The following is a 25026-nucleotide window of genomic DNA, read 5'->3' as shown; positions in this document are numbered from 1 at the left end:
TGCGTATCGTTGCAAGCTACAGTGATGAGGTCGGATCGTCACGGAACGGAGACGCCATGGTGAACCGGGATTCGCCGCGCGGAACAGCACCCGCAGCCCTCGAGGACGCGGAGCAGGAGAGCGCCATGCTGCGGCCTGCCCACGGGTTCAGCGTCCGCGACTACGCGAAGTCCGCCGTCGGCAGTCGTCGCAAGGAGATCGACGCGGAGGCCTTCGCTGAGACGCCGCTGAGTGCTGAGACGGTCGCGCTACTCCGCGCCCTGTCGGACATCGAGCGCGCGACCATGCAGTACCTCCGCGGCGTGCTCGTCACCCCGACCCACAAGGACGCCAGGGTCACCGCGTTCCTCATCACCTGGGCGTACGAGAAGTACTGGATCACCGACACTCTCGACACCGTGCTCAAAGCGAACGGGACTCCGCGCGACAAGACGCGTTCGACGGGTCTCCGCCGCACCGTCCACGGCGTGCGCGACCGCTTCGCGCCCATCGGCCAGGCCCTCATCGCGAACGTGCTCGGCGAGGACATCATCGCGTGGCACATGACGATCGGGACGATCGACGACCTCATCACCCACGCCGCCTACCGGGCGGTGCGCGAACGCGAGCCGCACCCGGTGCTCGACCGACTCGTCGACGAGATCCTCGAGACGAAGGCCAGGCACCTCGAGTTCTTCACCGCACAAGCGAGCGACCGCCTCGCCGCGTCACCCCGTGCGCAGGGCATCACCCGTCGCCGCATCCGGAACGCTGTGTGGCCCACCGGCTCCGATGTGAACGGCCCCCGACAGACGGCACGGTTCGCCGCGCTCGTGTTCCGCAGTACCGCCACCTGGAGCGACCCCGCCGTCCTCGGCATCGACGCGTCGATCGACGCGCTGCCCGGTCAGTCGGGCCTCCATCTCGCCGCAAGACTTGCCCGCCGCGGACGCCGCGGCAGCCTCGAGGAGAACCGATGACCGACACCCCCACACCAGACGCCGAGCAGCCCGACGCGCAGGAGCCGGAGGCTCAGCACCCGGACGCGCAGGAGCCGGAGGCTCAGCAGCCGGACGCGCAGGAGCCCACTGCCGAGCAGCCCACCGTCGCCCCGGACGCCCTCGACGGCGCGCACGTGCTCGTCACCGGCGGCACCGGCTTCCTCGGCCAGGCGGTGCTCGAGCGTCTGCTCGCCGATCACCCGACCACCCGCGTCAGCCTGCTCATCCGGAAGAAGGGCTCGGTCCGCGGGAGCGACCGCCTCCAGACCCTGCTCCGCAAGCCGGTGTTCAAGGCCTGGCGCGAACGCGTCGGCGCCGAAGCCGCTGCGGAGATCGTGGCCGAACGCGTCAGCGTGATCGAGGGTGGCCTCGACGAGATGGCGCTGCCGGCCGACCTCGACGTCGTCATCCACAGCGCATCGACCGTCTCCTTCGACCCGCCGATCGACGAGGCCTTCGCCACGAACGTCGGCGGCGCGACCACCCTGTACGCGGCACTCGCGAAGAGCGGCGCGACCCCGCACGTCGTCCACGTCTCCACCGCCTACGTCGGCGGCACGCGGAAGGGCATCCAGCCGGAACGCAGCCTCGCGCACGACGCCGACTGGCGCGTCGAGGCCGAGGCAGCCCGCTCGGCGCGCGTCCGCACCGAGGAGTCGTCCCGTCGTCCGGAGGTCTTGCGCAAGCTCATGCAGACCGCCCGTCGCGAGCACGGCAAGGCCGGCCCACAGGCCGTCTCGAACGCCGCCGAGGCCGCACGCATCGCCTGGGTCGACGCTCGACTCGTCGCCCACGGCCGCGCACGCGCCGAGAGCCTCGGCTGGACCGACGTCTACACCTTCACGAAGGCGATGGCCGAGCGGGTGGCCGAGGAGCGCTGGGCCGGCGAGGGCAACCGACTCTCCGTCGTGCGTCCCTCGATCATCGAGAGCGCGCTCGCGCACCCCTTCCCCGGCTGGATCGACGGCTACAAGGTCGCCGACCCGCTGATCATCGCCTACGGCCGCGGACAGCTGCCCGACTTCCCGGGCCTCCCCGACAGCGTGCTCGACATCATCCCCGTCGACTTCGTCGTCAACGCGATCCTCGCCGCGGCCCAGACCCCGCCGGAGCCGGCTGCAGCGCGGTACTTCCACGTGAGTTCCGGCGCGAGCAACCCGCTGCCGTTCCACAAGATGTACGCGAACGTGCACAGCTACTTCACGGAGCACCCGATCCCGGCGGACGCCGGCGACATCAGCGTGCCGACCTGGAACTTCCCCGGCGGGCGCGCGATCGAGCGTTCCATCGACCGGCGGCAGAAGGCGACGACGGCGGCCGGCCGGGTCGTCTCCCACCTGCCGGCGAACGCGACCACCCGCGGGTGGCAGGACCGGATCCGCAAGGCGTCGAGTGACCTCGGCTCGCTCCGCGACTTCACCGGGCTCTACCGCTCCTACGTGCAGAGCGAGATCGTGTTCGACGACCAGCGCACCCGTGCCCTGCACGCCTCGCTGACGCCCGAGCAGCAGGCGGACCGCGGGTTCGACGTCACGACGATCGACTGGGACGACTACTTCCAGCGCATCCACTTCCCCGCCGTCACGACCCTGACCCGCGCCTTCGCCAACCGCAAGGCGGGCGCCGCGAAGCAGCAGAAGATTTTGCCCGTGCGCGACGACGTCCTCGCGGTGTTCGACCTCGAGGGCACGGTACTCGCCTGGAACCTCATCGAGCAGTACCTCTGGCTGCGGCTCGCCGCGACCTCGCGGTCGCGCTGGCCCATCGAGATCGCCGCGCTCGGCGCCTCCATGCCGGGGTACATCGGTGCTGAACTCCGCGACCGCGGTGAGTTCATCCGCACGTTCATGCGTCGCTACGAAGGTGTCGACGTGGCGCAGCTCGAGAAGATCGTCCGGGGCGGCTTCGGCAAGGCCGTCCGGTCCCGCCTCCTCCCCCAGGCGCTCGAGCAGATCGCCGCGCACCGGGCAGCCGGTCACCGGACGATCCTCGTCACCGGCACCATCGACCTCATGACGGCTCCGCTCGAGCCGTTCTTCGACGAGGTCGTGGCCGGGGCGATGCACGCCGAGAACGGACGCCTCACGGGCTACCTCGACAGCCCGCCGCTCGTCGACGAAGCGCGCGGCGCCTGGCTCACGCAGTACGCCGAGCAGCACGGCATGGACCTCGCGCACTCCTACGGCTACGGCGACTCCCACGCGGACGCCGCCTGGCTGCAGCTGGTCGGCAACCCGGTCGCCGTCAACCCCGACCACACCCTGTACAAGCTGGCGCAGGCCGGCCGGTGGACGGTGCGAGAATGGGCACGAACCACCGGAGGCGTCCGCTCCGAAGACGAACTGACCCGCGCACCGCGCCCCGCACAGCCGAGAGGAGAGCGGACGGCCGAGGACACGATCCCCGACCGCCCCACCGCACATGGCGTTTGACATCGACAAGTTCACCGAGACGAGTGTCTCGGTGAACTGGAGCGACCTCGACTTCGACGAGTTCAAGACGAACCCGCTCCCCGCTTCCACCCTGCGCAGCCTGCGCTACATGTGCGACATCGAGTACCACACGGTCTGCTACCTGCGCGACATGCTCATGACGCCGTCCCACGAGGACGACGAGGTCGGCGCGTTCATGACCATGTGGAACCGTGAGGAGTTCTGGCACGGGGAGGCGCTCGCCGCCGTCCTCGCCGCCCACGACATCACGGTCGACTTCGACGAGCTCAAGGCGACGCGCCTGAAGCTCGGCTGGAAGGACCGCCTCGACCCCATCAAGCAGTCGATCCTCGGCAACCTCGTGGGCACCGACTTCATCGCGGTGCACATGAGCTGGGGCGCGGCGAACGAGTGGTCCGCGACCGCCGCGTACACCCGCCTCGCGCAGTTGGAGCGGCACCCGGTGCTCTCGGTGCTGCTCAAGCGGATCGCGAAGCAGGAGACGCGTCACGTGGCGTTCTACGCGAGCCAGGCCAAGGCGCGCCTGGAGTCGTCGAAGAGCGCTCGTCGACTCACCCGCTTCCTGCTCCGCAAGGTGTGGGGCCCCGTCGGTTCCGGCGTCATGCCCGACTCCGAGGTCACGCACGTCATGGGCCACCTCTTCGGCGACGAGGACGGCCTGGCCGAGGTGCGCCGCATCGACGGGCACATCGCCAAGCTCCCCGGCATGGAAGGGCTCACGATCATCGAGAACTCGCTCCGCGTACGTGGCGTCGCGGCCTGAACCACGCCACCTCGTACAGCAGCCCCGGTCGGATATCCGACCGGGGCTGCTTCGTGTCGTGCGGGCCGCGTCTCAGTTCTGCGAGACGATGCGGGCGCCGTGGACCGGTCCGTGGGCACGGATGACCTTCAGCCCGTACGAGGCGAGGGTCACCTGCAGTTCGACGGCGTCGTCGGTGTCTGCCGCCAGGAAGGCGATCGTCGGCCCTGAGCCGGAGACGAGGCTGCCGAGAGCGCCCTGGGAGTCGCCGAACTCGAGCACCTCGCCCAGCACCGGACGCAGCTGCAGCGCAGCGGCCTGCAGGTCGTTGTAGAGGACCTCTCCGAGGAGGTGGGCATCGCCCGCACGCAACGCCTGGAGCACTGCGGCGTCGACCGTCGGCTGGCGACCGGAAGGCGAGATGTCGAGGATGTGCCGCGCCCGATGGGCGTCGAGCTCCTGGTAGACCTGCGGGGTCGACATGCCGAAGTCGGCGAGGGCGAGCACCCACTCGAACTGCCCCTTGGCCAACGCGCTGCTCAGTTGGTCGCCGCGGCCGGTACCGACAGCGGTGCCGCCGAGCAGGGCGAAGGGCACGTCGGCGCCGAGGCGTGCCGCCAGCGCCAGGAGGTCGTCGCGGCTGCGTTCGGTCCCCCAGAGGGCGTCACAGGCGAGCAGCGTGGCCGCGGCGTCGGCTGAGCCGCCGCCCATCCCGCCGGCGACCGGGACGTGCTTCTCGATCTCGAGCCGGACACCGCCACGGTACCCGGTCCGTCTCGCGAGGGCCTTCGCGGCACGGATGGCGAGGTTGCTCGTGTCGGTCGGCACACCCGACACGTCCACCGAGCCGGAGAACGACACACTGAAGTCGTCGGCCGGGTAGGCATGCACGTCCTCGTACAGCGAGATCGCCTGGTAGGCGGTCGCGACGTCGTGGTAGCCGTCGTCCATCACTTCGCCGACTTTGAGGAAGACGTTGATCTTCCCCGGTGCTCGCACGTGGACGTGCTTGAGGATGGCCTCGGTGGTCATTGTTCCAAGTTAGTCGATCGAGCAGGCGCCTCAGACCGCGTCACTTGTCGGAGGAGTCCGCCCAGATGTTGACGTCCGCGCCCTCCGCGAGTCGGTCGATCTCCTCGAGCTCCTCGGTCGTGAACGCGGGGCCGTCGAGCGCCGCCAGGTTCTCGTCGAGTTGCTCGGGGCGGGAGGCGCCGATGAGGGCGGAGGTGATCGCGGGGTTGTTCAAGACCCAGGCGAGCGACATCTGCGCGAGGGTCTGCCCGCGCTCCACGGCGATGTCGTTGAGGGACCGGAGGCGGGTCGCCATCTCCTCGCTCACCTGTCGGTCGGGCAGGGAGGGACGGTTCGTCGCGCGTTCGGCAGGGCCGTCGCCGAGGTACTTGTCGGTGAGCAGGCCCTGCGCGAGGGGCACGAAGGCGATCGCGCCGAGACCGGCCTCGGTCAGCACCTCGGTGAGGCCGTCCTCGACCCAGCGGTTGAGGATCGAGTACGACGGCTGGTGGATCACGAGCGGCGTGCCGAGCTCGCGAGCGACGGCGTGTGCGGCGGCGGTCCGCTCGGCCGAGTACGAGGAGATGCCGACGTACAGGGCCTTGCCGGAGCGCACGATCGCGTCGAGCGCGCCCACGGTCTCCTCGATGGGCGTGACCTCGTCGACCCGGTGCGAGTAGAAGATGTCGACGTAGTCGAGACCCATCCGCTCGAGCGACTCGTCGAGGCTCGCGGTCAGGTACTTCTTCGAACCGAAGTTGCCGTACGGGCCTGGCCAGAAGTCGTAGCCGGCCTTCGAGGAGATGATGAGCTCGTTGCGGTACGGACCGAAGTCCTCGCGCATCATCCGACCGAAGTTCGTCTCGGCGGAACCGTAGGGCGGGCCGTAGTTGTTCGCCAGGTCGAAGTGGGTGATGCCGTGGTCGAACGCGTGGCGCAGGAGCGCGCGCTGCCCGTCGAACGGCCGGTTGTCGCCGAAGTTGTACCAGAGGCCGAGCGAGATCGGTGGGAGGAAGAGCCCCGAGGTGCCGACCTGGCGGTAGTCGTTCCGCGCGTAGCGGTCGTCCGCCGCGGCGTACGGGCGGTGGATGTCGGGGACGTTCAGCGGGAATCGAGCATCAGCGGTCATGCGCCAACGTTATCGTCCCGCACGCACGATCGACAGGAAGTCGTGGACCGTGAGCTCCTCGCCGCGGGCCGTCGGCTTCACCCCGGCGGCCTCCATCTGCTCCGTCGCGGCCTGGGAGCTGCCGAGGACGCTCCCGAGTGCCTGCCGGAGCATCTTGCGACGCTGCTGGAACGCCGCGTCGATGAGCGCGAAGGTCGTGATGCGCTCCTCATCGGTGCCGATGACGTCGCTGCGCCGCTCGAACCCGACGAGCACGGAGTCGACGTTCGGGATGGGCCAGAACACCTGCCGACTCACCTGGCCGGCGATGCGCCACGCGCCGTACCAGGCGGCCTTCGCGCTCGGGGCGCCGTAGACCTTGCTCCCCGGGCCGGCTGCGAGCCGGTAGCCGACCTCGGCCTGCACCATGACGACACCGGCCGTCAGCGAGGTGAAGTGCTCCAGGAAGTGCAGGAGGACGGGCACGGAGATGTTGTACGGCAGATTGGCGACGAGTCGATTGGGTTGCGCGGGGAGTTCCTCGATGCGCATCGCGTCCTCGTGGACGACCGACAACCGGTCGATCATGCCCGGTGCCATCTCCCCCACGGTGAGCGGCAGCTGCTTGGCGAGCCGACCGTCGATCTCGACGGCGACGACGCTCACGTCGGCCTCGAGCAGGCCGAGGGTCAACGAGCCGAGGCCGGGGCCGATCTCGACGACGACGTCGCCCGGAGCGACATGCGCGACCGAGACGATCTTGCGGACGGTGTTCGCGTCGATGACGAAGTTCTGACCGAGCTTCTTCGTCGGCGTCACGTCCAGCAGGGTGGCGAGATCTCGGATCTCGGCGGGGCCGAGCAGGGCGACGGAGGCGGTCATCCCTCCAGTATCCCTGATCGCGGAGCCGGTCCTCGTCGGGCGAAGGGCGCGAGGCTCCGTGACCGGCTCAGTCGCTCAGTCGGCCCAGGAGCCGTAGACGCGCTCGGTGTTCGTCGCGAGCTGCGTCGCGAACGCGGCGACGTCCTCGCCCAGGTGCTCGGCCATACCGCGCACCGTGTACGGGAGGAGGTACGGCGCGTTCGGCCGACCGCGGAACGGGGCGGGCGTGAGGTAGGGCGCGTCGGTCTCGACCATGATCAACTCGCGGGGCAGGATCGCGAGCGCCTCACGCAGCGGTGCGGCGTTCTTGAACGTCACCGTCCCGGCGAAGGAGGCGTACCAGCCGTGCTCGGCGCACAGCTCGGCGAGCTCCGGGCCGCCCGAGAAGCAGTGGAAGACGGTGCGTTCGGGAGCGCCCACCCGGAGGAGCGTCGCGACGACCTCGTCGTGGGCGTCGCGATCGTGGATCTGCAGTGCGACACCGTGCCGCTTCGCGATGGCGATGTGTGCTTCGAACGATGCGAACTGCGCCGCTCGGCCGTCCTCCTCGGTGCGGAAGAAGTCGAGGCCGGTCTCCCCGACGGCGCGGACGCGGGGCTTCGCCGCCAAGCGGTCGATCTCGGCCAGCGCTTCGTCCAGCGTTCCCGCGCGGTCGAGGTCCGGTGCGTCGTTGGGGTGGATCGCGACCGCTGCGAGCACGCGGGGGTCCCGAGCGGCCAGAGCCGCCGACCAGCGCGAGGTCTCGACGTCGGTGCCGACCTGCACGATGCCGCGGACCCCGACGGAGGCCGCACGGTCCAAGTGCTCGGACGGGGTCAGCGGGGCGTCGCCGTCGGCGTGCTCGAGGTGCGTGTGGTTGTCGTAGACCGCGACCGGCAGCGCCTCAGGTGCTTCGGGGTAGCTCAGCTGCTTCCGCTCCCCCGCTTCGCGCTGCCGCAGGTGCGGTGTGGCGGCCGGATCCGGCGCGACGCCCCCGCTCATTCGGCGACGGCCTCGATCCGCGGGAACAGGGGCTCGAGCCCTGCCACCGAGGTGCCGGCGGGCAGCTGCCCCCAGGCGCCGACGTCGCCGATGCGCTGTGCCCCGAGCTCGCCGAGGGCGGCTTCGGCGCCGAGGGCGGCCCACAGCTTGGTGGTCGCCTTCGGGACGAAGGGGTGGAGCAGCACCGACAGGGCGCGCAGGCCCTCGACCGCCGTGGCGAGCACGGTGCCGAGCCGCTCCCGCTTGGTCTCGTCCTTCGCGAGCGCCCACGGCTCCTGCTCGGTGATGTAGCCGTTCAGCTCGTCGACGATCCGCCAGATGGCCGCGAGCGCGTCCTGGATGGCGAGGCGCTCGATCGCGGCGTCGGCGTCCGCAGCAGCCCGGGCGACCGTCTCCTGGATGGCCACGTCGGCCGGTTCGGCAGGACCGCTCACCGGCACGACGCCGTCGAAGTACCGCGTCACCATGGCGAGCACGCGCGAGGCGAGGTTGCCGAAGCCGTTCGCGAGCTCCGCCTGGTACCGCGCGGAGAGGTCCTCCCAGCTGAACGAACCGTCCTGCCCGAAGGCGATGGCGCGCATGAAGTAGTAGCGGAACGCGTCGGAACCGAAGGTGTCGGTGATCTCACTCGGTGCGATACCGGTGAGCTTCGACTTCGACATCTTCTCGCCGCCGACGAGCAACCAGCCGTGACCGAAGACCCGCTTCGGGACCTCGAGCCCGGCGGCCATGAGCATGGCCGGCCAGATGACCGCGTGGAACCGCAGGATGTCCTTGCCGACGATCTGCGTGGCGGGCCAGCGCTCGGCGAACGCCTCCTCGTCGGAGCCGTACCCGGCGGCGGTGATGTAGTTGAGCAGGGCGTCGAACCACACGTAGACGACGTGGCTCTCGTCCCACGGGACCTTGATGCCCCAGTCGAAGGTCGAGCGGGAGATGGACAGGTCCTTGAGCCCCTGGCGCACGAACTGGATGACCTCGTTGCGCGCCGACTCCGGCTGCACGAACTCCGGTCGCTCCTCGTAGAGGGCCAGCAGGCGCTCGGCGAAGTCGCTCATGCGGAAGAAGTAGTTGCTCTCCTGGAGCAGTTCGACCGGCTTCGAGTGGATCGCGCACACGAGCTGCCCGACGTACTCGCCGGTGCCCTGCACGAGGTCGCTCTCCTGCTTGTACTCCTCACAGCCGACGCAGTAGTACCCCTCGAACTCACCGGTGTAGATGTAGCCGGCGTCGTACAGACGCTGGAGGAAGAGTTGGACGTTCTGCTCGTGCCGCTCGTCAGTCGTGCGGATGAAGTCGTCGTTCGAGATGTCGATCGTGTCGAGCAGCGGGTACCAGGACTCGCTGACGAGCTTGTCGGCCCACTCCTTCGGCGTCACGCCGTTCGCGGTCGCCGTGCGCAGGATCTTCTGGCCGTGCTCGTCGGTCCCGGTCAGGAACCAGGTGCGGTCTCCGGCCTGACGGTGCCAGCGCGCGAGGACGTCCGCGGCCACCTCCGTGTAGGCGTGCCCGATGTGCGGGGCATCGTTGACGTAGAAGATGGGCGTGGTGATGTAGAACGAGGTGCCGTCGGCCATGGGGTCAATCCTAGGACGAGCGGGAGTCACCACCGTGCCTGTTACGGTGCGGGACGAACCTGCGCGCCCGGCGACGCCTTCGGGGGCCGGGCTGCGAGGGCCGCCTGGTACAGGTCGCGCTTTGAGAGTCCGGTGGCCTCGGCGACCTCGTTGGAGGCGTCCTTCAGGCGCGTGCCCGAGGCCACGAGCGCGAGCACCTGCTCGAGCGCGGTGGCCGGATCGGCCTCGACGGCCTCCGCACCGGCGATGACGATGCAGATCTCGCCTTTCACACCCCCGGACGCCCAGTCGGCCAGTTCAGCGGCCGTCCCCCGCTTGACCTCCTCGAACAGCTTCGTGAGCTCCCGGCACACCGCCACGCGACGATCGGCGCCGAGCACGGAGGCGATGTCCTCGAGGGAGGAGGCGAGTCGGTTGGGCGATTCGAAGAACACCATCGTCCGCGGCTCGGTCGCGAGGCCTCGGAGGCTGCTGCGTCGGTCGCCCGGCTTCCGCGGGAGGAACCCCTCGAAGGTGAAGCGGTCGGTCGCGAGGCCGGACACGGCGAGCGCCGTCACGACCGCCGACGGCCCGGGGATCGCGGTGACCTGGACGTCTGCGGCCGCCGCCGCGTCGACGAGGTGGAATCCAGGGTCGGACACGGTCGGCATGCCGGCGTCGCTGAGCACGAGGACGTCGGTCTCACGCGCCAGTTCGACGATCTCGGCCGCACGTTCGCGCTCGTTGTGATCGTGCATGGCGATGAGGCGCGGCCGCGATTCCACACCGAGGGCGCGCAGCAGGTGGATGGCCGTCCGGGTGTCCTCGGCGACGATGACCTCCGCCGCGGCCAGCGCCTCCCGGAGTCGTGGCGACGCATCGCCGAGGTTGCCGATGGGGGTCGCTCCGAGGATGATCACCGGACCAGTCTCCCATCCGGTCGGGGTGGTTAGATGAGACGGTGTCGGTCGATCTTCTGGAAGCCCCTGTGACGGGATCCCGCCTCGACCGCTGGTGGGAGCGGACGCTCCGCACCGAGCGCCGCCGGAAGCTCTGGATCTGGGGCGGTCCGGCCGCCGTGACGCTCCTCGCGTTCGTGCTGCGGTTCTGGAACCTCGGTCACCCGCACTCGCTCGTCTTCGACGAGACCTTCTACGTGAAGGACTCGTGGTCGCTGTGGCTGAACGGCTACGAGAGCACCTGGCCGGACGGGGCGGACGAGGGCTTCGCGAACGGCGACGCGGGCAGCCCGAGCACGAATCCCTCCTACGTCGTGCACCCACCGCTCGGCAAGTGGCTGATCGCGCTCGGCATCGCCGTGTTCGGCATCGACGACAGCACCGGGTGGCGCATCTCCACCGTGATCGCCGGAACGCTCGCGGTCCTGCTCGTCACGCTCATCGCCAAGCGGTTGTTCACCTCGTCGATCCTCGCCGTCCTGGCCGGGTTCCTGTTCGCGATCGACGGGCACGCGATCGTCATGGCCCGGGTCTCGCTGCTCGACAACTTCGTCATGTTCTTCGTACTGGCGGGATTCGGCGCGATCCTGTTGGACCGGTCGTGGCACGCGTCACGCCTGGCGGCGAAGGTCGCGTCAGCCCGGGCGAGGGGCGCCGATCCGGCCTGGGGCCCCGTCCTCTGGTGGCGGCCATGGCTCCTCGCTGCAGGGGTCGCGTTCGGCGCGGCCACCGCGGTCAAGTGGAACGGACTGTACTTCCTCGCCGCGTTCGGCGCGTACGTGATCGTCACGGATCTCCTGCTCCGCCGCCGACTGAGCCTCAGCCTGTGGGCGAGCGCGGCGGTCCTCAAGCAGGGCCCCGTGTCCTTCGTGACCCTCGTCCCCGTGGCCGCCGTCGTGTACCTCGCCAGCTGGACCGGATGGATCAGGACGTCCGGCGGGTACGACCGCCAGTGGGCGGACGCCGTGGGCAACGCCTGGACCGGCACCTTCGCGTGGGTCCCGCACTGGTTCCAGAGCCTCCTCCACTACCACCAGAGCGCCTACAGCTTCCACGTCGGCCTCAGCACCCCGCACCCCTACGCCGCGAACCCGCTCGGCTGGCTGCTCATGATCCGGCCGACGAGCATGTACTACCAGTCCCCCGCCACCGGGACCGACGGCTGCGCGTGGGACGCCTGCTCTTCCGCGATCACCTCGATCGGCAACCCGCTCATCTGGTGGGGAGCCGCCGTCGCGCTCGGGTACTGCGTCTACCGGCTCGGCCGGTACCGCGAGTGGCAGGTCGGGCTCATCGTCCTCGGGGTCGCAGCGGGGTACCTGCCCTGGCTGCTCTACCTGAACCGGACGGTGTTCCAGTTCTACACGATCGTCTTCGAGCCGTACCTCATCCTGGCGCTCGTCTTCGCGATCGGGAAGATCCTCGGGTCCCGCGACGACCCGGAGGAACGACGGTTCGCCGGCGTCGGCGTCATCGGGGTGTTCGTGACCATCACGACGCTGTTGAGCATCTTCTGGTATCCGCTCTGGACCGCCATCACCGTGCCCTACTGGTTCTGGCACCTGCACGCCTGGTTGCCGTCATGGGTGTGACGGGAGGACGACGATGAAGGCACTCCCCGGGGTGCTCGTCGCCGGTGCAGCGGCGCTCGCCGCCCTGGGCCTCCACACGCTCCTGCCGGTCGTCCCGCTCCTGACCGCGAGCGTCCTGCTCGGCATGGTGGTGGGCCAGCTCCCCGCGTTCCAGCGGCTCGCGGCGGGTGTCCTGAAGCCGGGACTCGGCATGAGCGCGAAACGGTTCATGCGGATCGGTGTCGTCCTACTGGGGCTGAAGCTGAGCCTCGTCGACATCGCCGGCCTCGGGTGGGTCACCCTCGCCACCACGGTCGCGATCGTCGTCGTCACCTTCTTCGTCACCCTCTGGCTCGGCCGGAGACTGGGGCTCACGGGCCCCGAACCGCTCCTCATCGCCACGGGCTTCTCCATCTGCGGCGCCTCCGCCATCGGCGCGATGAGCGGCGTCGTGAAGGCGAAGGACGAGGAGCAGGCGACGCCCGTCGCGCTCGTCACCCTCTGCGGGACCCTCGCGATCTTCGTCCTCCCGGCGCTCCGTGGCCCCCTCGGCCTCAGTGACGAGCAGTTCGGTCACTGGGTGGGGGCGAGCGTGCACGATGTGGGTCAGGTCGTCGCGACCGCCCAGATCGCCGGCACGAGCGCACTCGCGATCGCCGTCGTCGTCAAGCTGACCCGCGTCGTGCTCCTCGCCCCCATGGTCGCCGCCGCCGCGACGATCGAGCGCCGCCGACTCCTGGCGGTGTCGGCCGGCGCCGGTGCTCAGGTCGATGCCGACGGAGCCGCGACCGCAGCCCGACCGCCGATCGTCCCGCTGTTCGTGGCGGGCTTCATCGCCGCGGTCCTCGTCCGCACCCTGCTCCCGGTGCCCGAGCTCGTCCTCGACGTCGCCGACGGCGTGCAGACCGCACTGCTGGCGATGGCGCTCTTCGCGCTCGGCGCCGCGATCCGCGTCCGCACGCTCGTCACCACCGGGTGGCGCGCGCTCGTCGTCGGGCTCGTCTCCTGGCTCCTCATCGCGGTGCTCGCGCTCGGAGCGGTGCACCTGGCGTGAGGCAGGCGTGCGTGCCTGGGCAGCGTGGTTAGTGCTCGCCGCCCACGATCTTCAGGCCGATGACGCAGCCGATGAGCCCGAGGATGAGCAGCACCTTGACGACCGACAGCTGCTCGCCGCCGAAGGTCATGGCGTACCCGACGGTGAGCGCTGCGCCGATCCCGACCCAGACCGCATAGGCGGTGCCCACCGGGATGTCGCGCATGGCCCAGGCGAGGCCGGCCATGCTGAGCACGAGCGCCCCCGCGAACGTCACGGTCGGCCAGAGCTTCGTGAAGCCCTCGGACTTGCCGAGCGCGGTCGCCCAGACGGCTTCCAGAACGCCGGAGGCGATGAGTACGATCCATGACATGACGATCACTCCCAAGTGGTCAGTCTTGTCGCGTTCCGGGTACTGCGCCCTCGTCCGGCAGCCCGATCAGGGCTGTGCCCCACACGATACGCCGACGCCCTGGGCAGGCCCTGTGCAGTGCGGTCGAATGCGACGCAATGTTGCAGCACGGTGAAGCGCTCGACGGTGCTCCGGTAGCGTGAACGCATGGCAGATCGTGAGTATGGTTTCCGCACGCGTGCGATCCACGCGGGCAACATCCCCGACCAGGTGACCGGCGCACGGGCGCTGCCCATCTACCAGTCGAGCGCCTTCGTCTTCGACGACACCGCCGACGCCGCCGCCCGCTTCGCCCTGCAGAAGTACGGGAACATCTACTCCCGCCTCGCCAACCCGACGGTCGCGAGCTTCGAGGAACGCATCGCCAGCCTCGAGGGCGGCCTCGGTGCCGTCGCGACCGCCTCGGGCCTCGCCGCGCAGTACATCACCTTCGCTTCATTGGCGGGGCAGGGCGACCACATCGTCGCCTCGGCCAACCTCTACGGCGGCTCGATCACGCAGCTCGACGTCACCCTCCGCCGGTTCGGCATCGAGACCACCTTCGTGCAGTCGTCCGACGCCGCCGACTACGCCGCCGCCATCCAGGAGAACACCAAGCTCGTCTTCGCCGAGACGGTCGCGAACCCCTCGGGCGAGATCGCCGACATCGAGGGCCTCGCCGACGTCGCGCACGCACACGGCATTCCGCTCATCATCGACTCGACCATCGCGACGCCCTACCTCAACCGCCCGATCGAGTGGGGTGCCGACATCGTCACGCACTCGGCCACCAAGTTCCTCGGCGGCCACGGCACGACCCTCGGTGGCGTCGTCGTCGAAAGCGGGCGCTTCGACTGGAACACCGACAAGTTCCCCCTGTTCGGCCAGCCCGTCCCGAGCTACGGCGGCCTGCAGTGGTCGGGCAACTTCGGCGAGTACGCCTTCCTCACCCGGCTGCGTGCCGAGCAACTCCGCGACATCGGTCCGGCGCTCGCACCGCACTCGGCATTCCTCCTCGCCCAGGGCGTCGAGACGTTGCCATTCAGGATCCAGGCCCACGTCGACAACGCGCGGATCGTTGCCGAGTGGCTCGACGCCGACCCGCGCATCGCCGCCGTCAACTGGGCCGGACTCCCGGCCCACCCGCACCACGAGCGTGCGAACAAGTACCTGCCGAAGGGGCCGGGCTCGGTCTTCAGCTTCGAGGTGAAGGGTGGCCGTCAGGTCGGCCAGAAGCTCATCGAGTCCGTCGACCTCGCGAGCCACCTGGCGAACATCGGCGACGCGAAGACGCTCATCATCCACCCCGCGTCGACGACGCACGCGCAGCTGTCCGACCAGCAACTCGTCGACGCCGGTGTGCTGCCGGGCATCGTCCGGCTGAGCGTCGGCATCGAGGACCCTGACGACATCATCTACGACCTCGACCAGGCGCTCGCCGCAGCGGTGAAGGAGTAGTGGCATGAGCACTTCGACAAGCTCAGTGACCGGTGTGGACGCGGCCGTGACCGGTGTGGACGCGACCGCGACGGACGAGGACGCGACCGAGACGGTCCGGCTCACCAACGGTCTCACCTGCTCGCTGCCCGCCGATTCGCCGCTCGCGAAGCTGCTGCGTTCGCAACGCACCTGGGCGGGCCCCGACGCGAAGGCCCGCCTGAAGCTCCTCCGCGAGGCGAAGTCCGTCGCGATCGTCGGCGCCTCCCCGAACCCGGCGCGTTCCTCATACTTCGTGGGCACCTACCTGCAGCAGTCGAGCGACTTCCGGATCTACTTCGTGAACCCGAACGCCACGGAGATCCTCGGTCAGCCCGCCTACCCCGACCTCGCCTCCCTGCCGGAGGTACCCGACATCGTCGACGTCTTCCGCAAGGCGAGCGACATCCCCCAGGTCATCGACGAGGTCGTCGCCATCGGAGCACCGACCGTCTGGGTGCAGCTCGGCATCTGGAACCAAGAGGCGGCCGAGTACGGCGAGTCGAAGGGCCTGAACGTCGTGATGGACCGCTGCATCAAGGTGGAGCACGCCCGGTTCCACGGTGGGCTCCATCTGCTCGGCTTCGACACTGGCCAGATCACCGCCCGCAAGACCCTGCGCTGAGGGCAGTCCGGCTCACGACGACTCCACCAGCTCCGGGACAGCGCCGTGGATACACTCGTGACGTGCCTGCGTCGAACCTCCGAGTGACCGTCCTGGGGCCGGTGCTCGTCGAGGGACGCACCGGTCGGCTCGTCGAACCCGGCGGCCGGCTCGCCAAAGCGCTGGTGACCATCCTGGTGCTCGCCGACGGGCGCGCCGTGTCGACGGGCGCCCTCATCGACGAGCTGTGGGACGACGCGCGGCCAGCGGGTGCCAAAGCCGCGCTGCAGACCCTGGTCTCACGGGTGCGCGCCGTGTCGGCGCCCGACCTCATCGACTCCTCGGCCGCCGGCTATCGGCTGTCGATCGACCAGTCCCTGGTCGACCTCCACGTCGCCGCGCAGGCGGCCGATACGGCGTCGACGGCCATCCGCGCCGCCGACCCGCACACCGCGGGCACGCTCGCCCGGGACGCGCTCCTCCTCTGGACCGGTGATCCCGGCGCTGAACTGGACGGCCCGCTCGGCGACGAGCTGGCGCTCCGCGCGGCGCGGCTCCGCGACGAGCTGCGCCGGGTGCGTGCCCAGAGCCGCCTCGAGCTCGGCGACGGCGCGGCCGTCATCACCGATCTCGAGGCGCTCGTCGCCGCCGATCCGCTCGACGACGCCACCCAGCTGATGCTCTTCAACGCCTACGCGCAGAGCGGACGTCGCTCCGACGCGATGCAACTCTTCGCCGACCACCGTCACCGGCTCCGGGACGAACTCGGTGCCGACCCGACGTCGGCGCTGGTCGCGGCACACGCGGCGCTCCTGCAGGCTGCCGTCGAGCCGTCTCCGCCAGCGGCCACTCCCCCGGCCGCCCGCGTCTCCAGCATGGTGCTCGGACTCCGGACGGCGCCGAACGAGCTCCTCGGTCGCGACACCGACCTCGACGCGATCGGCACGCTCGTGTCCGAGGTCCGCCTCACCACGATCCTCGGCCCCGGTGGCCTCGGGAAGACCCGACTCGCCCAGGAGGTCGCCCGGCGCGCCACCACGACCACGCCCGGCGTCGTCGTGGTGGAACTGGCGAGCGTGCGGGACCCGGACGATCTTCCGCTCGCGGTCGCGACCGCACTCGGCATCCGCGAAGCCCCGACTCCGCGTCGGCTGAGCGAAGCGATCATGGCGCAACCGGTCGAACTGCACGAGCGCATCATCGACAGGCTCTCGGAGCGACCGACGCTGCTCGTGATGGACAACTGCGAGCACCTCGTGGACGCGGCGGCACGCTGGATCGCCGATGCGTTGGCCTGGGCCGGCGACCTCCGCGTCCTCGCGACGAGTCGGAGCCCGTTGTCGATCGCCGCCGAGCACGTCTACCAACTCGACCCGCTGGACGCCGCCGTGGACGGCACCGACCTCGAACACGCCGGCCCGGCGGTGCGGCTGTTCGTCGAGCGTGCCCGCGCCGCCCGTCCGGGTCTCCATGTGCCACTCGACGTCACGGCACGTCTCTGCGCGAAACTCGACGGCCTGCCGCTGGCGATCGAACTCGCGGCGGCGCGCACCAGATCCATGTCGGTCGAGGAGGTGGAGCGACGACTCGGGAACCGCTTCACCCTGCTGACCGCCGGTGATCGCAGTGCGCCTGAGCGCCATCGCACCCTGCTCGCCGTCATCGACTGGAGCTGGAACCTCCTCGGCGAGCACGAACGTGTCGTCCTCCGTCGCATGTCCAGGTTCCCTGACGGCTTCGATCTGGAGGCGGCTGCAGCGCTCGCCCCCGAGGTCGAGGTCGTGGAGGCGCTCGACGCGCTCGTCGGCCAATCGTTGCTCACCGTGCAGGACGACCCGGCCACCGGGACCGTCCGATTCCGCATGCTGGAGACGGTCCGCGAGTTCGGCGCGATCAAGTCGGCCGAGGCGCGCGAGGACGACCTCGTGCTCGACCGCACTCGGACGTGGGCCGTCGCACTCGCGGAGACGCTCCTCCCCGCCATGCAGGGACCGCGACAGGTGGCGGCGTTCGCGCGCCTCGCCCTCGAACAGGACACCCTGGTGGACGTACTCCGCGGTGCGGTCGCCGACGATCGCGCCGACGTCGTCGCCCCGGTCTTCGCGGGACTCGCCCTCTTCTGGACGATCCGCAGCGCGCATCAGGAGGTCCTGGTCTTCGGCGCGGCCGTCCTCGACGTACTCCGCCACCAGGACCCGGAGTCGGTGTCGACCGACACCCCGGCCATCGCCGTCGCCATCATCACCGTGACCTTCCTCGCCACCGATCCCCGGACGTCCGCGCGGGCGATCGGCGTCCTCCGCCGACTCGAACGGGCGCGGACGACACAGGCCCCACGGATGCGCGCGATGGTCAGCCTGTTGCTGGTCGCGGGTCGCCCCGAACGCGCGGAGGCCCTCCTCCGCGAGTACTCCCGGTCGACCGACCCGCACGTCGCGAACCTCGGGAACCTCATGTCGGCCCAGGCGGCGGAGAACGACGGCGACCCCCGCGCCGCCGAAGCGGCCGCCCTGCGCGCGAACGACCTCTCACTCACCCTCGGGGACGTCTGGGGCGCCGCCATGAGTGCGCACATGCTCGCCCAACTGCACAGCCAGAACGACGAGCCGGAGGAGGCGCTCGTCTGGGCGGCCCGCGCTGCCGAGGGGCTGACCGCGATCGGTGCCGAGGCGGACCTCCGTCAACTCGAGTGGCTGATCGCGATCGGCGACATCGCCCGCGGTGACCACGCCGCCGCCACCACCGTGCTCGACCGGTTCCTCTCGGACGACGTCTCGTTCTCCGCGTTCGCCCCGCTCCCCGAACGGCGGTCGATCGGCTGGGCCGGTCTCGCCGAGATCGCGCGGGCACAGGGCGACGCCGCACGGGGAGCCGAGCTCTACGGGAAGGCGCTGGTGGCGTTCACTCCGGGCGAGTCGCGCCGATCGCCGTGGTTCACCCTCGTCGGCTCCGCCGCGATCGCCGCCGCCGTACTGGACGGCGTCCCGGACGCCACCGAGGTCAAGCGTCTCGTGCGACGGGTCCGCACCCGCACCATCGCGCTGGGACGCCTCCTCCCGAACCGGTTCGACCGACCGGTCCTGGGTTCCACCGTCATCGCCGTCGGCGCCTGGTACGTCCGCTCGGACGACGCCGAGGTGCGGTTGATCGGTGCCGAGCTCGTCGCGCTCGCCAGTGCACTCGCCTCCCGTCAGGACATCCCGTCGCTCGTCCGTGCACCACACGAGGCAGCAGCGGCGGCGCGCCTCACCACGACCGAGCACGACGGCGTCGCCGAGCGGACCCTCCCGCTGCAGGCGCACGAGAGCGCCGCCAGGGCGTTCGAACTGCTCGGCAGTCCTGCCCTGGCGGCGCGCTGATCGGTCGCTGCGGTCGTCTCGTCGTCAGGCGCGGCGCATGTACGCCCGCACGGTGAGCGGTGCGAAGACCGCGACGATGACGGCGGCACCGAGGAGCGCCAGCCAGGCGTCACCGCCGAAGACACCCGTGTTCGCGAGGTCGCGGACAGCGGTCACGAGGTGCGAGACGGGGTTCACGTCCACGAAGCCCTGGAGGAAGCTCGGCATCGTCTCCGGGTTCACGAAGGCGTTCGAGAGGAACGTCAACGGGAACAGGACGAGGAACGAGATGCCCTGCACGCTGCTCGCGCTGCGGGCGATGACCCCGAAGAACGCGAAGATCCAGCTGATGGCCCAGGCGCAGACGATCACGAGGAGCCCGGCGAGGGCCACGAAGCCGATGCCGCCTTCCGGCCGGTACCCCATGACGAAGCCCATCGCGAAGGTGAGCGTCGTGGCGATCGTGTACCGCACCGTGTCGGCGAGGAGGGCACCGGCCAGCGGTGCGATGCGGGCGATGGGCATCGACTTGAAGCGGTCGAACACGCCCTTGTCCATGTCCTCGCGCAGCTGGATGCCGGTCACGACCGAGGTCGTGATGACGGTCTGGACCAGGATGCCCGGGATGATGATCGGCAGATAGCTCGCGACGTCGCCAGCGATCGCGCCGCCGAAGATGTACGTGAACATCAGCGTGAAGATGATCGGCTGGACCGTCACGTCGATCAGCTGCTCTGGCGTGCGCTTGATCTTGAGCAGTCCGCGATACGCCATGGTGAAGGAGTTGCGGACCGTCTGCGAGAGGCTGACGTGGTTCCGGAGGGACCGGTCTGCGGCCGGGGTGATGGTGATCGTGCTCATGCGTGGACCTGCTCTGCGGTGTCGAGGGAATCGGTGTCGGACGTGGCGTCGGCGTCGTCCGCCTCGACGCCGTGTCCGGTGAGGGTGAGGAAGACCTCGTCGAGGGTCGGCTTCTGGACGCTCATCTCCGCGAGGCGGATCCCGGCTTCCCGGAGCGTGATGAAGAGGTCGGTCACGGCGTCGGGGTCGCGCATCGGGGCCGTGATGCGGGTGGCCTCCGGCGAGACGACGGTGTCGACGCCGAGGACGCTCGAGATGACCCGACGCGCGTCCTCCAAGTCGGCGGGGTCCGCGAGCCGCAGCTGCAGCGACGACTCACCGACGGAGGCCTTCAGCTCGTCGGAGGTGCCCTCGGCGACCACGAGACCGCGGTCGATGACGGCGATCCGGTCGGCGAGCTGGTCCGCCTCGTCGAGGTACTGGGTGGTCAGGAGGACGGTCGAGCCCGTCGCGACCAGGCGTCGGATCGTGTCCCACATCTGCGCGCGGGTCCGCGGGTCGAGGCCCGTGGTCGGCTCGTCGAGGAAGATGAGGGGCGGCTGGGCGATGAGGCTCGCCGCGAGGTCGAGACGACGACGCATGCCGCCGGAGAACTTCTTCAGGGGTCGCGACGCCGCGTCGCTCAGGCCGAACTCTTCGAGGAGTTCGGCGCTCTTGCGCTTCGCCTCCGCGCGGCCGAGTCCGAGCAGTCGCGAGAAGATGACGAGGTTCTCGGTGGCCGAGAGGTTCTCGTCGACGGACGCGAACTGCGCGGTCACGCCGATGAGCTGGCGCACGACCTGCGACTCCCGCTGGATGTCGTGTCCGAAGACGGTGGCGGTGCCGGCGTCAGGACGGAGGAGCGTCGCCAGCATGCTGATGGTGGTGGTCTTGCCGGCGCCGTTCGGGCCGAGGACGCCGTAGACGGTGCCGGTGCGGACCGAGAGGTCGACGCCGTCGACCGCCCGGTTGTCGCCGAAGGTCTTCACGAGGCCGTGGGCTTCGATCGCCCAGTCGGAGCTGATGCTCATGCGGATGCCTTTCGAAATCAGGTGTGGGCCGCCGGTGGGCGACCTGGACACCAGTGTGGGCGGGGGCACTCACGGATTGCTCACGCGCTGCTGACACCCGCTGACGACCGCTGACACCGCACCCGGCGCCGAAGACGCTTAGAGTGAGAGGAGCCAGTCGCACCGAAGGGGGTCGTCCAGTGACCGCATACGTGTCCGCGTTCGACCTCTTCTCCATCGGGATCGGGCCGTCCAGCTCGCACACGGTCGGACCGATGCGGGCAGCCTTGGCGTTCGCCACCGCGCTCGCGGACGACGGCCTGCTCGACCGGGTCGACCGCGTCACGTGCTCGTTGTACGGATCGCTCGGCGCGACCGGCATCGGTCACGGGACTCCCGACGCCGTCGTCGCGGGACTCCAGGGGCTCACCCCCGAAGGGTGCGATCCCGCCGAGGTCCGACGGGCCTGGATCGACCACCTCGACGGCGCTCCCCTCACGCTCGCCGGGACACGTGCCATCGCGTTCTCGAAGGACGACGTCTCGTTCGTGCCCCGGACGAGGCTGCCGGGCCACCCGAACGCCATGACGCTGCACGCCTGGGACCAGCGGAGCGACCTCCCGGTGCGCTCCGAGACGTACTACTCGGTCGGCGGCGGCTTCATCCGGCGTGACGGCGACGACCCGAGCACGGTGCTGCCGTCGACACCCGTGCCGATGCCGTTCCGGACCGCTGAGACGCTCATCGGGCTCTGCGATGAGACAGGGCTCCCGATCGACGCGATCGCGAGACGGAACGAGGAGGCCCTGCGGACCGCGGTCGAGGTCGACGCCGGCCTCGACGCCATCTGGTCGGCCATGCACGAGTGCGTGACCGCCGGGCTCGCCGACACCGGCACCCTCCCGGGCGGTCTCGGCGTCAAGCGCCGGGCACGTGCCGTCCGTGAGCGCCTCGACGTGGCCGAGGCCGAGAGCGGGCGCGAACTCCCCACGGAGTGGCTGCACGCGTTCGCCCTGGCGGTCAACGAACAGAACGCCTCCGGCGGGCGGGTCGTGACCGCACCCACGAACGGGGCCGCGGGGATCATTCCGGCGGTCGGGAGCTACTACCTGCGGTTCGTGCCGGGCGCCTCGCTCGACGGCATCCGTCGGTACCTGCTCACGGCGACCGCCATCGGCTCGCTCTTCAAGGCCAACGCGTCCATCTCGGGCGCCGAGGGCGGCTGCCAGGCCGAGGTCGGATCGGCCTGCGCCATGGCCGCCGGTGCCCTGTGCGCCGTCCTCGGCGGCACACCGCGTCAGGTCGAGAACGCCGCGGAGATCGCGATGGAGCACCACCTCGGCCTCACGTGCGACCCGGTGGGCGGGCTCGTCCAGGTCCCGTGCATCGAACGCAACGCGATCGCCTCCTCGACGGCCGTCAGCGCCGCACGCCTGTCGTTGCACGGCGACGGGACGCACCTGGTGTCGCTCGACACCGTGATCGAGACCATGCGCCAGACCGGCGTCGACATGTCCACGAAGTACAAGGAGACGAGCGAGGGCGGTCTCGCGGTCAACGTCATCGAGTGCTGAACCGCGGCGTCGTGTGACCGCGTGTTGCCGACCACCGTGGCCATCCGGGCCGCGGCCTCCTACGGTGGGCGCATGACCTCCACGCACGCGCCGTTCCTGGTGGACCCGCTCGTCTCCACCCAGTGGCTCGCGGACCACCTCGGCAGCGAGAGCCTCATCGTCCTCGACGCGAGTGTCGTCGAGCTGCCTGCGCTGGACGGCGGCCCGGTGCGGCTGCTGAGCGGCTACGACCTGTACCTCTTCGACGGCCATGTGCCCGGTGCCGTGTTCGTCGAGCTGCTGGACGCACGCCAGGGGCTCGGAGCATCCTCACCGGACGAGGTCCGACGCGGTGCGGCGGCCATCGGCGTCACGGAGCAGCACACGGTCGTCCTGTACGACCAGCTGGACGGGCGCTCCGCCGAGCGCCTCCGTGCGGCGCTGACCGGAGCCGGGTACGAACGCGTCGCGCTCCTCGACGGTGGACTCGGACGCTGGCGCTCCGAAGCCCGTGAGCTGCACTTCGGCCGACCGGACGGCACGTTCGGAGCCTGACCCACCCACGTGTCGGGTCGATGGGTGCGCTGGTTCAGCGGGCGTCGAGCTGCGCGACGTCCGTCACGGGGAGGCGGCAGACGAAGTCCCGGCAGTGGTAGGCGGTCAGGCGGCCGTCCCGACTCGTCCGTTCGGCGAAGACGTCGAACCCGCTCGTCGCCCAGGCCACCGCCTGCCGCTCGGAGACCACCGCCACGACGTCGTCCCGGCGCGTCCTGACTGCGTCGCACATCGCCCGGTCCGCCGTCGCGCGAGCCTCGTCCTCATCCGGATCCGCCCGATCCGGCCCGACGACGATCAGTTGCGACGCCGGACCGGTGAGCGATGCCGCCAGGGCCAGACTCGCGCCGAACGCGGTCGGTGCCGACAGCGCAGCCGACGCGGCGAACCGGACCGCGCGCTCGGCGGCGTCCCGGAACCGGCCGTCTGCCGTCAGCTGGAACAGCAGCAGCGACGCGCGTCCGAGCGACGAGATCCCCGAGGGATACGCGCCCTCCGACGGATCGCCGTCGATCCGCATGCCCTGGGTCGACAGCACCGGGTCGCCGCCGCCCGGCAGGATGAAGCCGGCCACCGCGGCGGAGGAGGCGTCGGTCACGGTCTCGTCTGGCACGGTGTCGTCTGGCACCGTGTCGTCTGGCAAGCACCGGTCCACGAGGTCGCGGGCGACCTCCGCGTAGCGGACCTCGCCCGTCGCGAGGCCGAGGCGCAGAAGTCCCTCCGCGAGCATCCCGTGGTCCTCGAGAGCCGCCGCCGCACCCGACCGCCGTTCATCGAGCGAGGCCCGGGCGAGCGTGCCGTCCGAGCCGAGGTGGTTCTCGACCACCGCGTCCGCCGCCCACCTCGCTGACTCGAGCCACTCGGGTCGGTCGAAGACCGTCGAGGCCTCCGCCAGCGCGCCGATCGCGAGCCCGTTCCAACCGCTGAGCACCTTGCGGTCAACGGCCGGCGGGGTCAGCCTCGCCCGGCCGTCGGCATCGCGTCGGTAGTAGCCACCTTCGGATCCGACGCCGTCGACGACGCTCTCGGAGTCCTGCGCCGACCCGAAGCCGCCGCTCGGCTGCTGCAGCGTGCCGATGAGGAACTCGGCGATCCCGGTGGCGACACTGGCCGCCCATGAGCTCGGGCGCTCGGCCCAGGCCCGGGTGTACGCGGTGAGGAGGAGCGCGTTGTCCGTCAGCATGCGTTCGTAGTGCGGCTCGCTCCAGTCCCGGTTGACCGCGTACCGGAAGAACCCGCCTTCGACCGGATCCCGGAGCGCCGAGGCCCCCATCGTCCTGAGGGTGCGTTGCGCGAGGTCGACACCGCGGCGGGCGACCTCCCCCTCGCGCGGCGTCAGCAGGAAGTCGAACAGTGGGGCCATCGGGAACTTCGGAGCCGTGCCGAAGCCGCCGAGCTCCCGGTCCTCGAGCGCCTCGACCGCCGCGATCGCCGCGTCGAGGTCGCCGGGCTCCGGCAGTGGGGCGTCATCCGTGGACGACATCGTCTCGGCGATCGCCCGCGCGAGTCCGTCGGCGCTCGCGACGACCTGCTCCCGTCGCTCGGTCCACGCGACGCGGACGGCCTCGAGCACCTGCGGGAACGAGGGATGCCCGCGGAGCGGGACGGGAGGCGAGTAGGTCCCCGCATGGAAGACGTGTCCGCGCGGCGTCACGAACACGTTCAGCGGCCAACCCAGGTCACGGGTGAACGCGCCGGCGGCGGCGAGGTAACTGGCGTCGACGTCGGGATGCTCCTCGCGGTCGACCTTCACCGCCACGAAGTCGCGTCGGAGGAGCTCGGCGATGTGCTCATCCGAGAACGACTCGCGTGCCATGACGTGACACCAGTGACACGTCGAGTAGCCGATCGAGACGAGCAGGGGGACGTCACGACGGGCCGCCTCTGCGAAGGCCTCGGGTCCCCACGGGTACCAGTCGACCGGCTGCTCGGCGTGCGAGCGGAGGTACGGGCTCATCGCCTCGGCGAGCCGGTTCGTCATGC

General features: G+C 70.3%; 20 protein-coding genes and 1 riboswitch. Of the genes, 10 read left to right on the top strand and 10 right to left on the bottom strand.

The genetic code is table 11. The annotated features are described in order from the left end of the window. Positions 1-56: 56 nt before the first annotated feature. From B9Y95_RS02120 to B9Y95_RS02110, 3 genes are read left to right on the top strand one after another with little or no spacing between them, the layout of a single operon-like run. Positions 57-959, top strand: a complete 903-nt coding sequence (locus B9Y95_RS02120; RefSeq protein ID WP_085510441.1) for a hypothetical protein — start codon at positions 57-59, stop codon at positions 957-959. Then, positions 956-3412, top strand: a complete 2457-nt coding sequence (locus B9Y95_RS02115) for an SDR family oxidoreductase (protein WP_085510440.1) — start codon at positions 956-958, stop codon at positions 3410-3412. Before B9Y95_RS02120 ends, B9Y95_RS02115 begins: the two co-directional genes overlap by 4 nt. Further along, positions 3402-4196 (top strand): ferritin family protein, encoded by a 795-nt coding sequence (locus tag B9Y95_RS02110; RefSeq protein ID WP_079705450.1) that lies wholly within the window; start codon positions 3402-3404, stop codon positions 4194-4196. Before B9Y95_RS02115 ends, B9Y95_RS02110 begins: the two co-directional genes overlap by 11 nt. Positions 4197-4268: 72 nt before the next feature. Here B9Y95_RS02110 and B9Y95_RS02105 read toward each other — a convergent pair whose 3' ends face one another. The 6 genes from B9Y95_RS02105 to rsmI form a co-directional block, all read right to left on the bottom strand. Then, positions 4269-5207, bottom strand: coding sequence for a 4-(cytidine 5'-diphospho)-2-C-methyl-D-erythritol kinase (locus B9Y95_RS02105; RefSeq protein WP_085510439.1), 939 nt, complete (start codon positions 5205-5207; stop codon positions 4269-4271). A gap of 40 nt (positions 5208-5247) precedes the next feature. Beyond that, positions 5248-6315 carry an L-glyceraldehyde 3-phosphate reductase gene (gene mgrA / locus B9Y95_RS02100; protein ID WP_085510438.1) on the bottom strand — a complete coding sequence of 356 codons (1068 nt, stop codon included), beginning with the start codon at positions 6313-6315 and terminating at the stop codon, positions 5248-5250. Positions 6316-6324: 9 nt separating this feature from the next. Further along, positions 6325-7176, bottom strand: coding sequence for a 16S rRNA (adenine(1518)-N(6)/adenine(1519)-N(6))-dimethyltransferase RsmA (rsmA, locus tag B9Y95_RS02095; RefSeq protein WP_085510437.1), 852 nt, complete (start codon positions 7174-7176; stop codon positions 6325-6327). Between the two features lie 75 nt (positions 7177-7251). Next, positions 7252-8157, bottom strand: a complete 906-nt coding sequence (locus tag B9Y95_RS02090; protein ID WP_085510436.1) for a TatD family hydrolase — start codon at positions 8155-8157, stop codon at positions 7252-7254. Then, positions 8154-9734 carry a methionine--tRNA ligase gene (gene metG, locus B9Y95_RS02085; protein ID WP_085510435.1) on the bottom strand — a complete coding sequence of 527 codons (1581 nt, stop codon included), beginning with the start codon at positions 9732-9734 and terminating at the stop codon, positions 8154-8156. Before metG ends, B9Y95_RS02090 begins: the two co-directional genes overlap by 4 nt. Before the next feature lie 41 nt (positions 9735-9775). Continuing rightward, positions 9776-10633, bottom strand: a complete 858-nt coding sequence (gene rsmI, locus B9Y95_RS02080) for a 16S rRNA (cytidine(1402)-2'-O)-methyltransferase (RefSeq protein ID WP_085510434.1) — start codon at positions 10631-10633, stop codon at positions 9776-9778. A gap of 68 nt (positions 10634-10701) precedes the next feature. Between rsmI and B9Y95_RS02075 the strand changes: the two genes are divergently transcribed. Both B9Y95_RS02075 and B9Y95_RS02070 read left to right on the top strand, forming a co-directional pair. Continuing rightward, positions 10702-12264 carry a dolichyl-phosphate-mannose--protein mannosyltransferase gene (locus B9Y95_RS02075; RefSeq protein WP_234993933.1) on the top strand — a complete coding sequence of 521 codons (1563 nt, stop codon included), beginning with the start codon at positions 10702-10704 and terminating at the stop codon, positions 12262-12264. Positions 12265-12277: 13 nt separating this feature from the next. Beyond that, the gene (locus B9Y95_RS02070; protein ID WP_085510432.1) at positions 12278-13297 is read left to right on the top strand and encodes a YeiH family protein; all 1020 of its coding nucleotides are present in this window, start codon (positions 12278-12280) and stop codon (positions 13295-13297) included. 28 nt (positions 13298-13325) lie between these two features. Here the strand turns inward: B9Y95_RS02070 and B9Y95_RS02065 are convergent, their stop codons facing one another. Next, positions 13326-13649, bottom strand: a complete 324-nt coding sequence (locus B9Y95_RS02065) for a DMT family transporter (RefSeq protein ID WP_079003866.1) — start codon at positions 13647-13649, stop codon at positions 13326-13328. 14 nt (positions 13650-13663) lie between these two features. Then, positions 13664-13727: riboswitch (guanidine-III (ykkC-III) riboswitch) on the bottom strand. Between the two features lie 108 nt (positions 13728-13835). On the opposite strand from B9Y95_RS02065, the gene B9Y95_RS02060 reads away from it, so the two are divergent. From B9Y95_RS02060 to B9Y95_RS02050, 3 genes are all read left to right on the top strand, one after another. Beyond that, entirely contained in the window at positions 13836-15125 is a 1290-nt protein-coding gene (locus B9Y95_RS02060) for an O-acetylhomoserine aminocarboxypropyltransferase/cysteine synthase family protein (protein WP_079705440.1), read from the top strand. 151 nt (positions 15126-15276) lie between these two features. Then, positions 15277-15768 (top strand): CoA-binding protein, encoded by a 492-nt coding sequence (locus B9Y95_RS02055; protein WP_234993988.1) that lies wholly within the window; start codon positions 15277-15279, stop codon positions 15766-15768. A 62-nt stretch (positions 15769-15830) separates the two neighbouring features. Further along, on the top strand, positions 15831-19106 hold the full coding sequence (locus B9Y95_RS02050) for an ATP-binding protein (protein WP_123539692.1): 3276 nt from the start codon (positions 15831-15833) through the stop codon (positions 19104-19106). Positions 19107-19130: 24 nt separating this feature from the next. Here the strand turns inward: B9Y95_RS02050 and B9Y95_RS02045 are convergent, their stop codons facing one another. Both B9Y95_RS02045 and B9Y95_RS02040 read right to left on the bottom strand, forming a co-directional pair. After that, positions 19131-19946, bottom strand: coding sequence for an ABC transporter permease (locus B9Y95_RS02045; protein ID WP_064296503.1), 816 nt, complete (start codon positions 19944-19946; stop codon positions 19131-19133). Further along, positions 19943-20956 carry an ATP-binding cassette domain-containing protein gene (locus tag B9Y95_RS02040; protein ID WP_085510429.1) on the bottom strand — a complete coding sequence of 338 codons (1014 nt, stop codon included), beginning with the start codon at positions 20954-20956 and terminating at the stop codon, positions 19943-19945. Before B9Y95_RS02040 ends, B9Y95_RS02045 begins: the two co-directional genes overlap by 4 nt. Positions 20957-21135: 179 nt before the next feature. Between B9Y95_RS02040 and B9Y95_RS02035 the strand changes: the two genes are divergently transcribed. Continuing rightward, positions 21136-22509 (top strand): L-serine ammonia-lyase, encoded by a 1374-nt coding sequence (locus B9Y95_RS02035; protein ID WP_085510428.1) that lies wholly within the window; start codon positions 21136-21138, stop codon positions 22507-22509. A 72-nt stretch (positions 22510-22581) separates the two neighbouring features. After that, entirely contained in the window at positions 22582-23043 is a 462-nt protein-coding gene (locus B9Y95_RS02030) for a rhodanese-like domain-containing protein (protein ID WP_143736313.1), read from the top strand. 34 nt (positions 23044-23077) lie between these two features. Here the strand turns inward: B9Y95_RS02030 and B9Y95_RS02025 are convergent, their stop codons facing one another. Further along, positions 23078-25024 carry a thioredoxin domain-containing protein gene (locus B9Y95_RS02025; protein WP_085510426.1) on the bottom strand — a complete coding sequence of 649 codons (1947 nt, stop codon included), beginning with the start codon at positions 25022-25024 and terminating at the stop codon, positions 23078-23080. Between the last annotated feature and the right edge of the window lie 2 nt (positions 25025-25026).

Origin of the sequence: Plantibacter flavus (genome assembly GCF_900177615.1) — a bacterium.
Classification (GTDB): Bacteria; Actinomycetota; Actinomycetes; order Actinomycetales; family Microbacteriaceae; genus Plantibacter; species Plantibacter flavus.
This window is presented reverse-complemented; position numbering and strand designations above follow the sequence as displayed.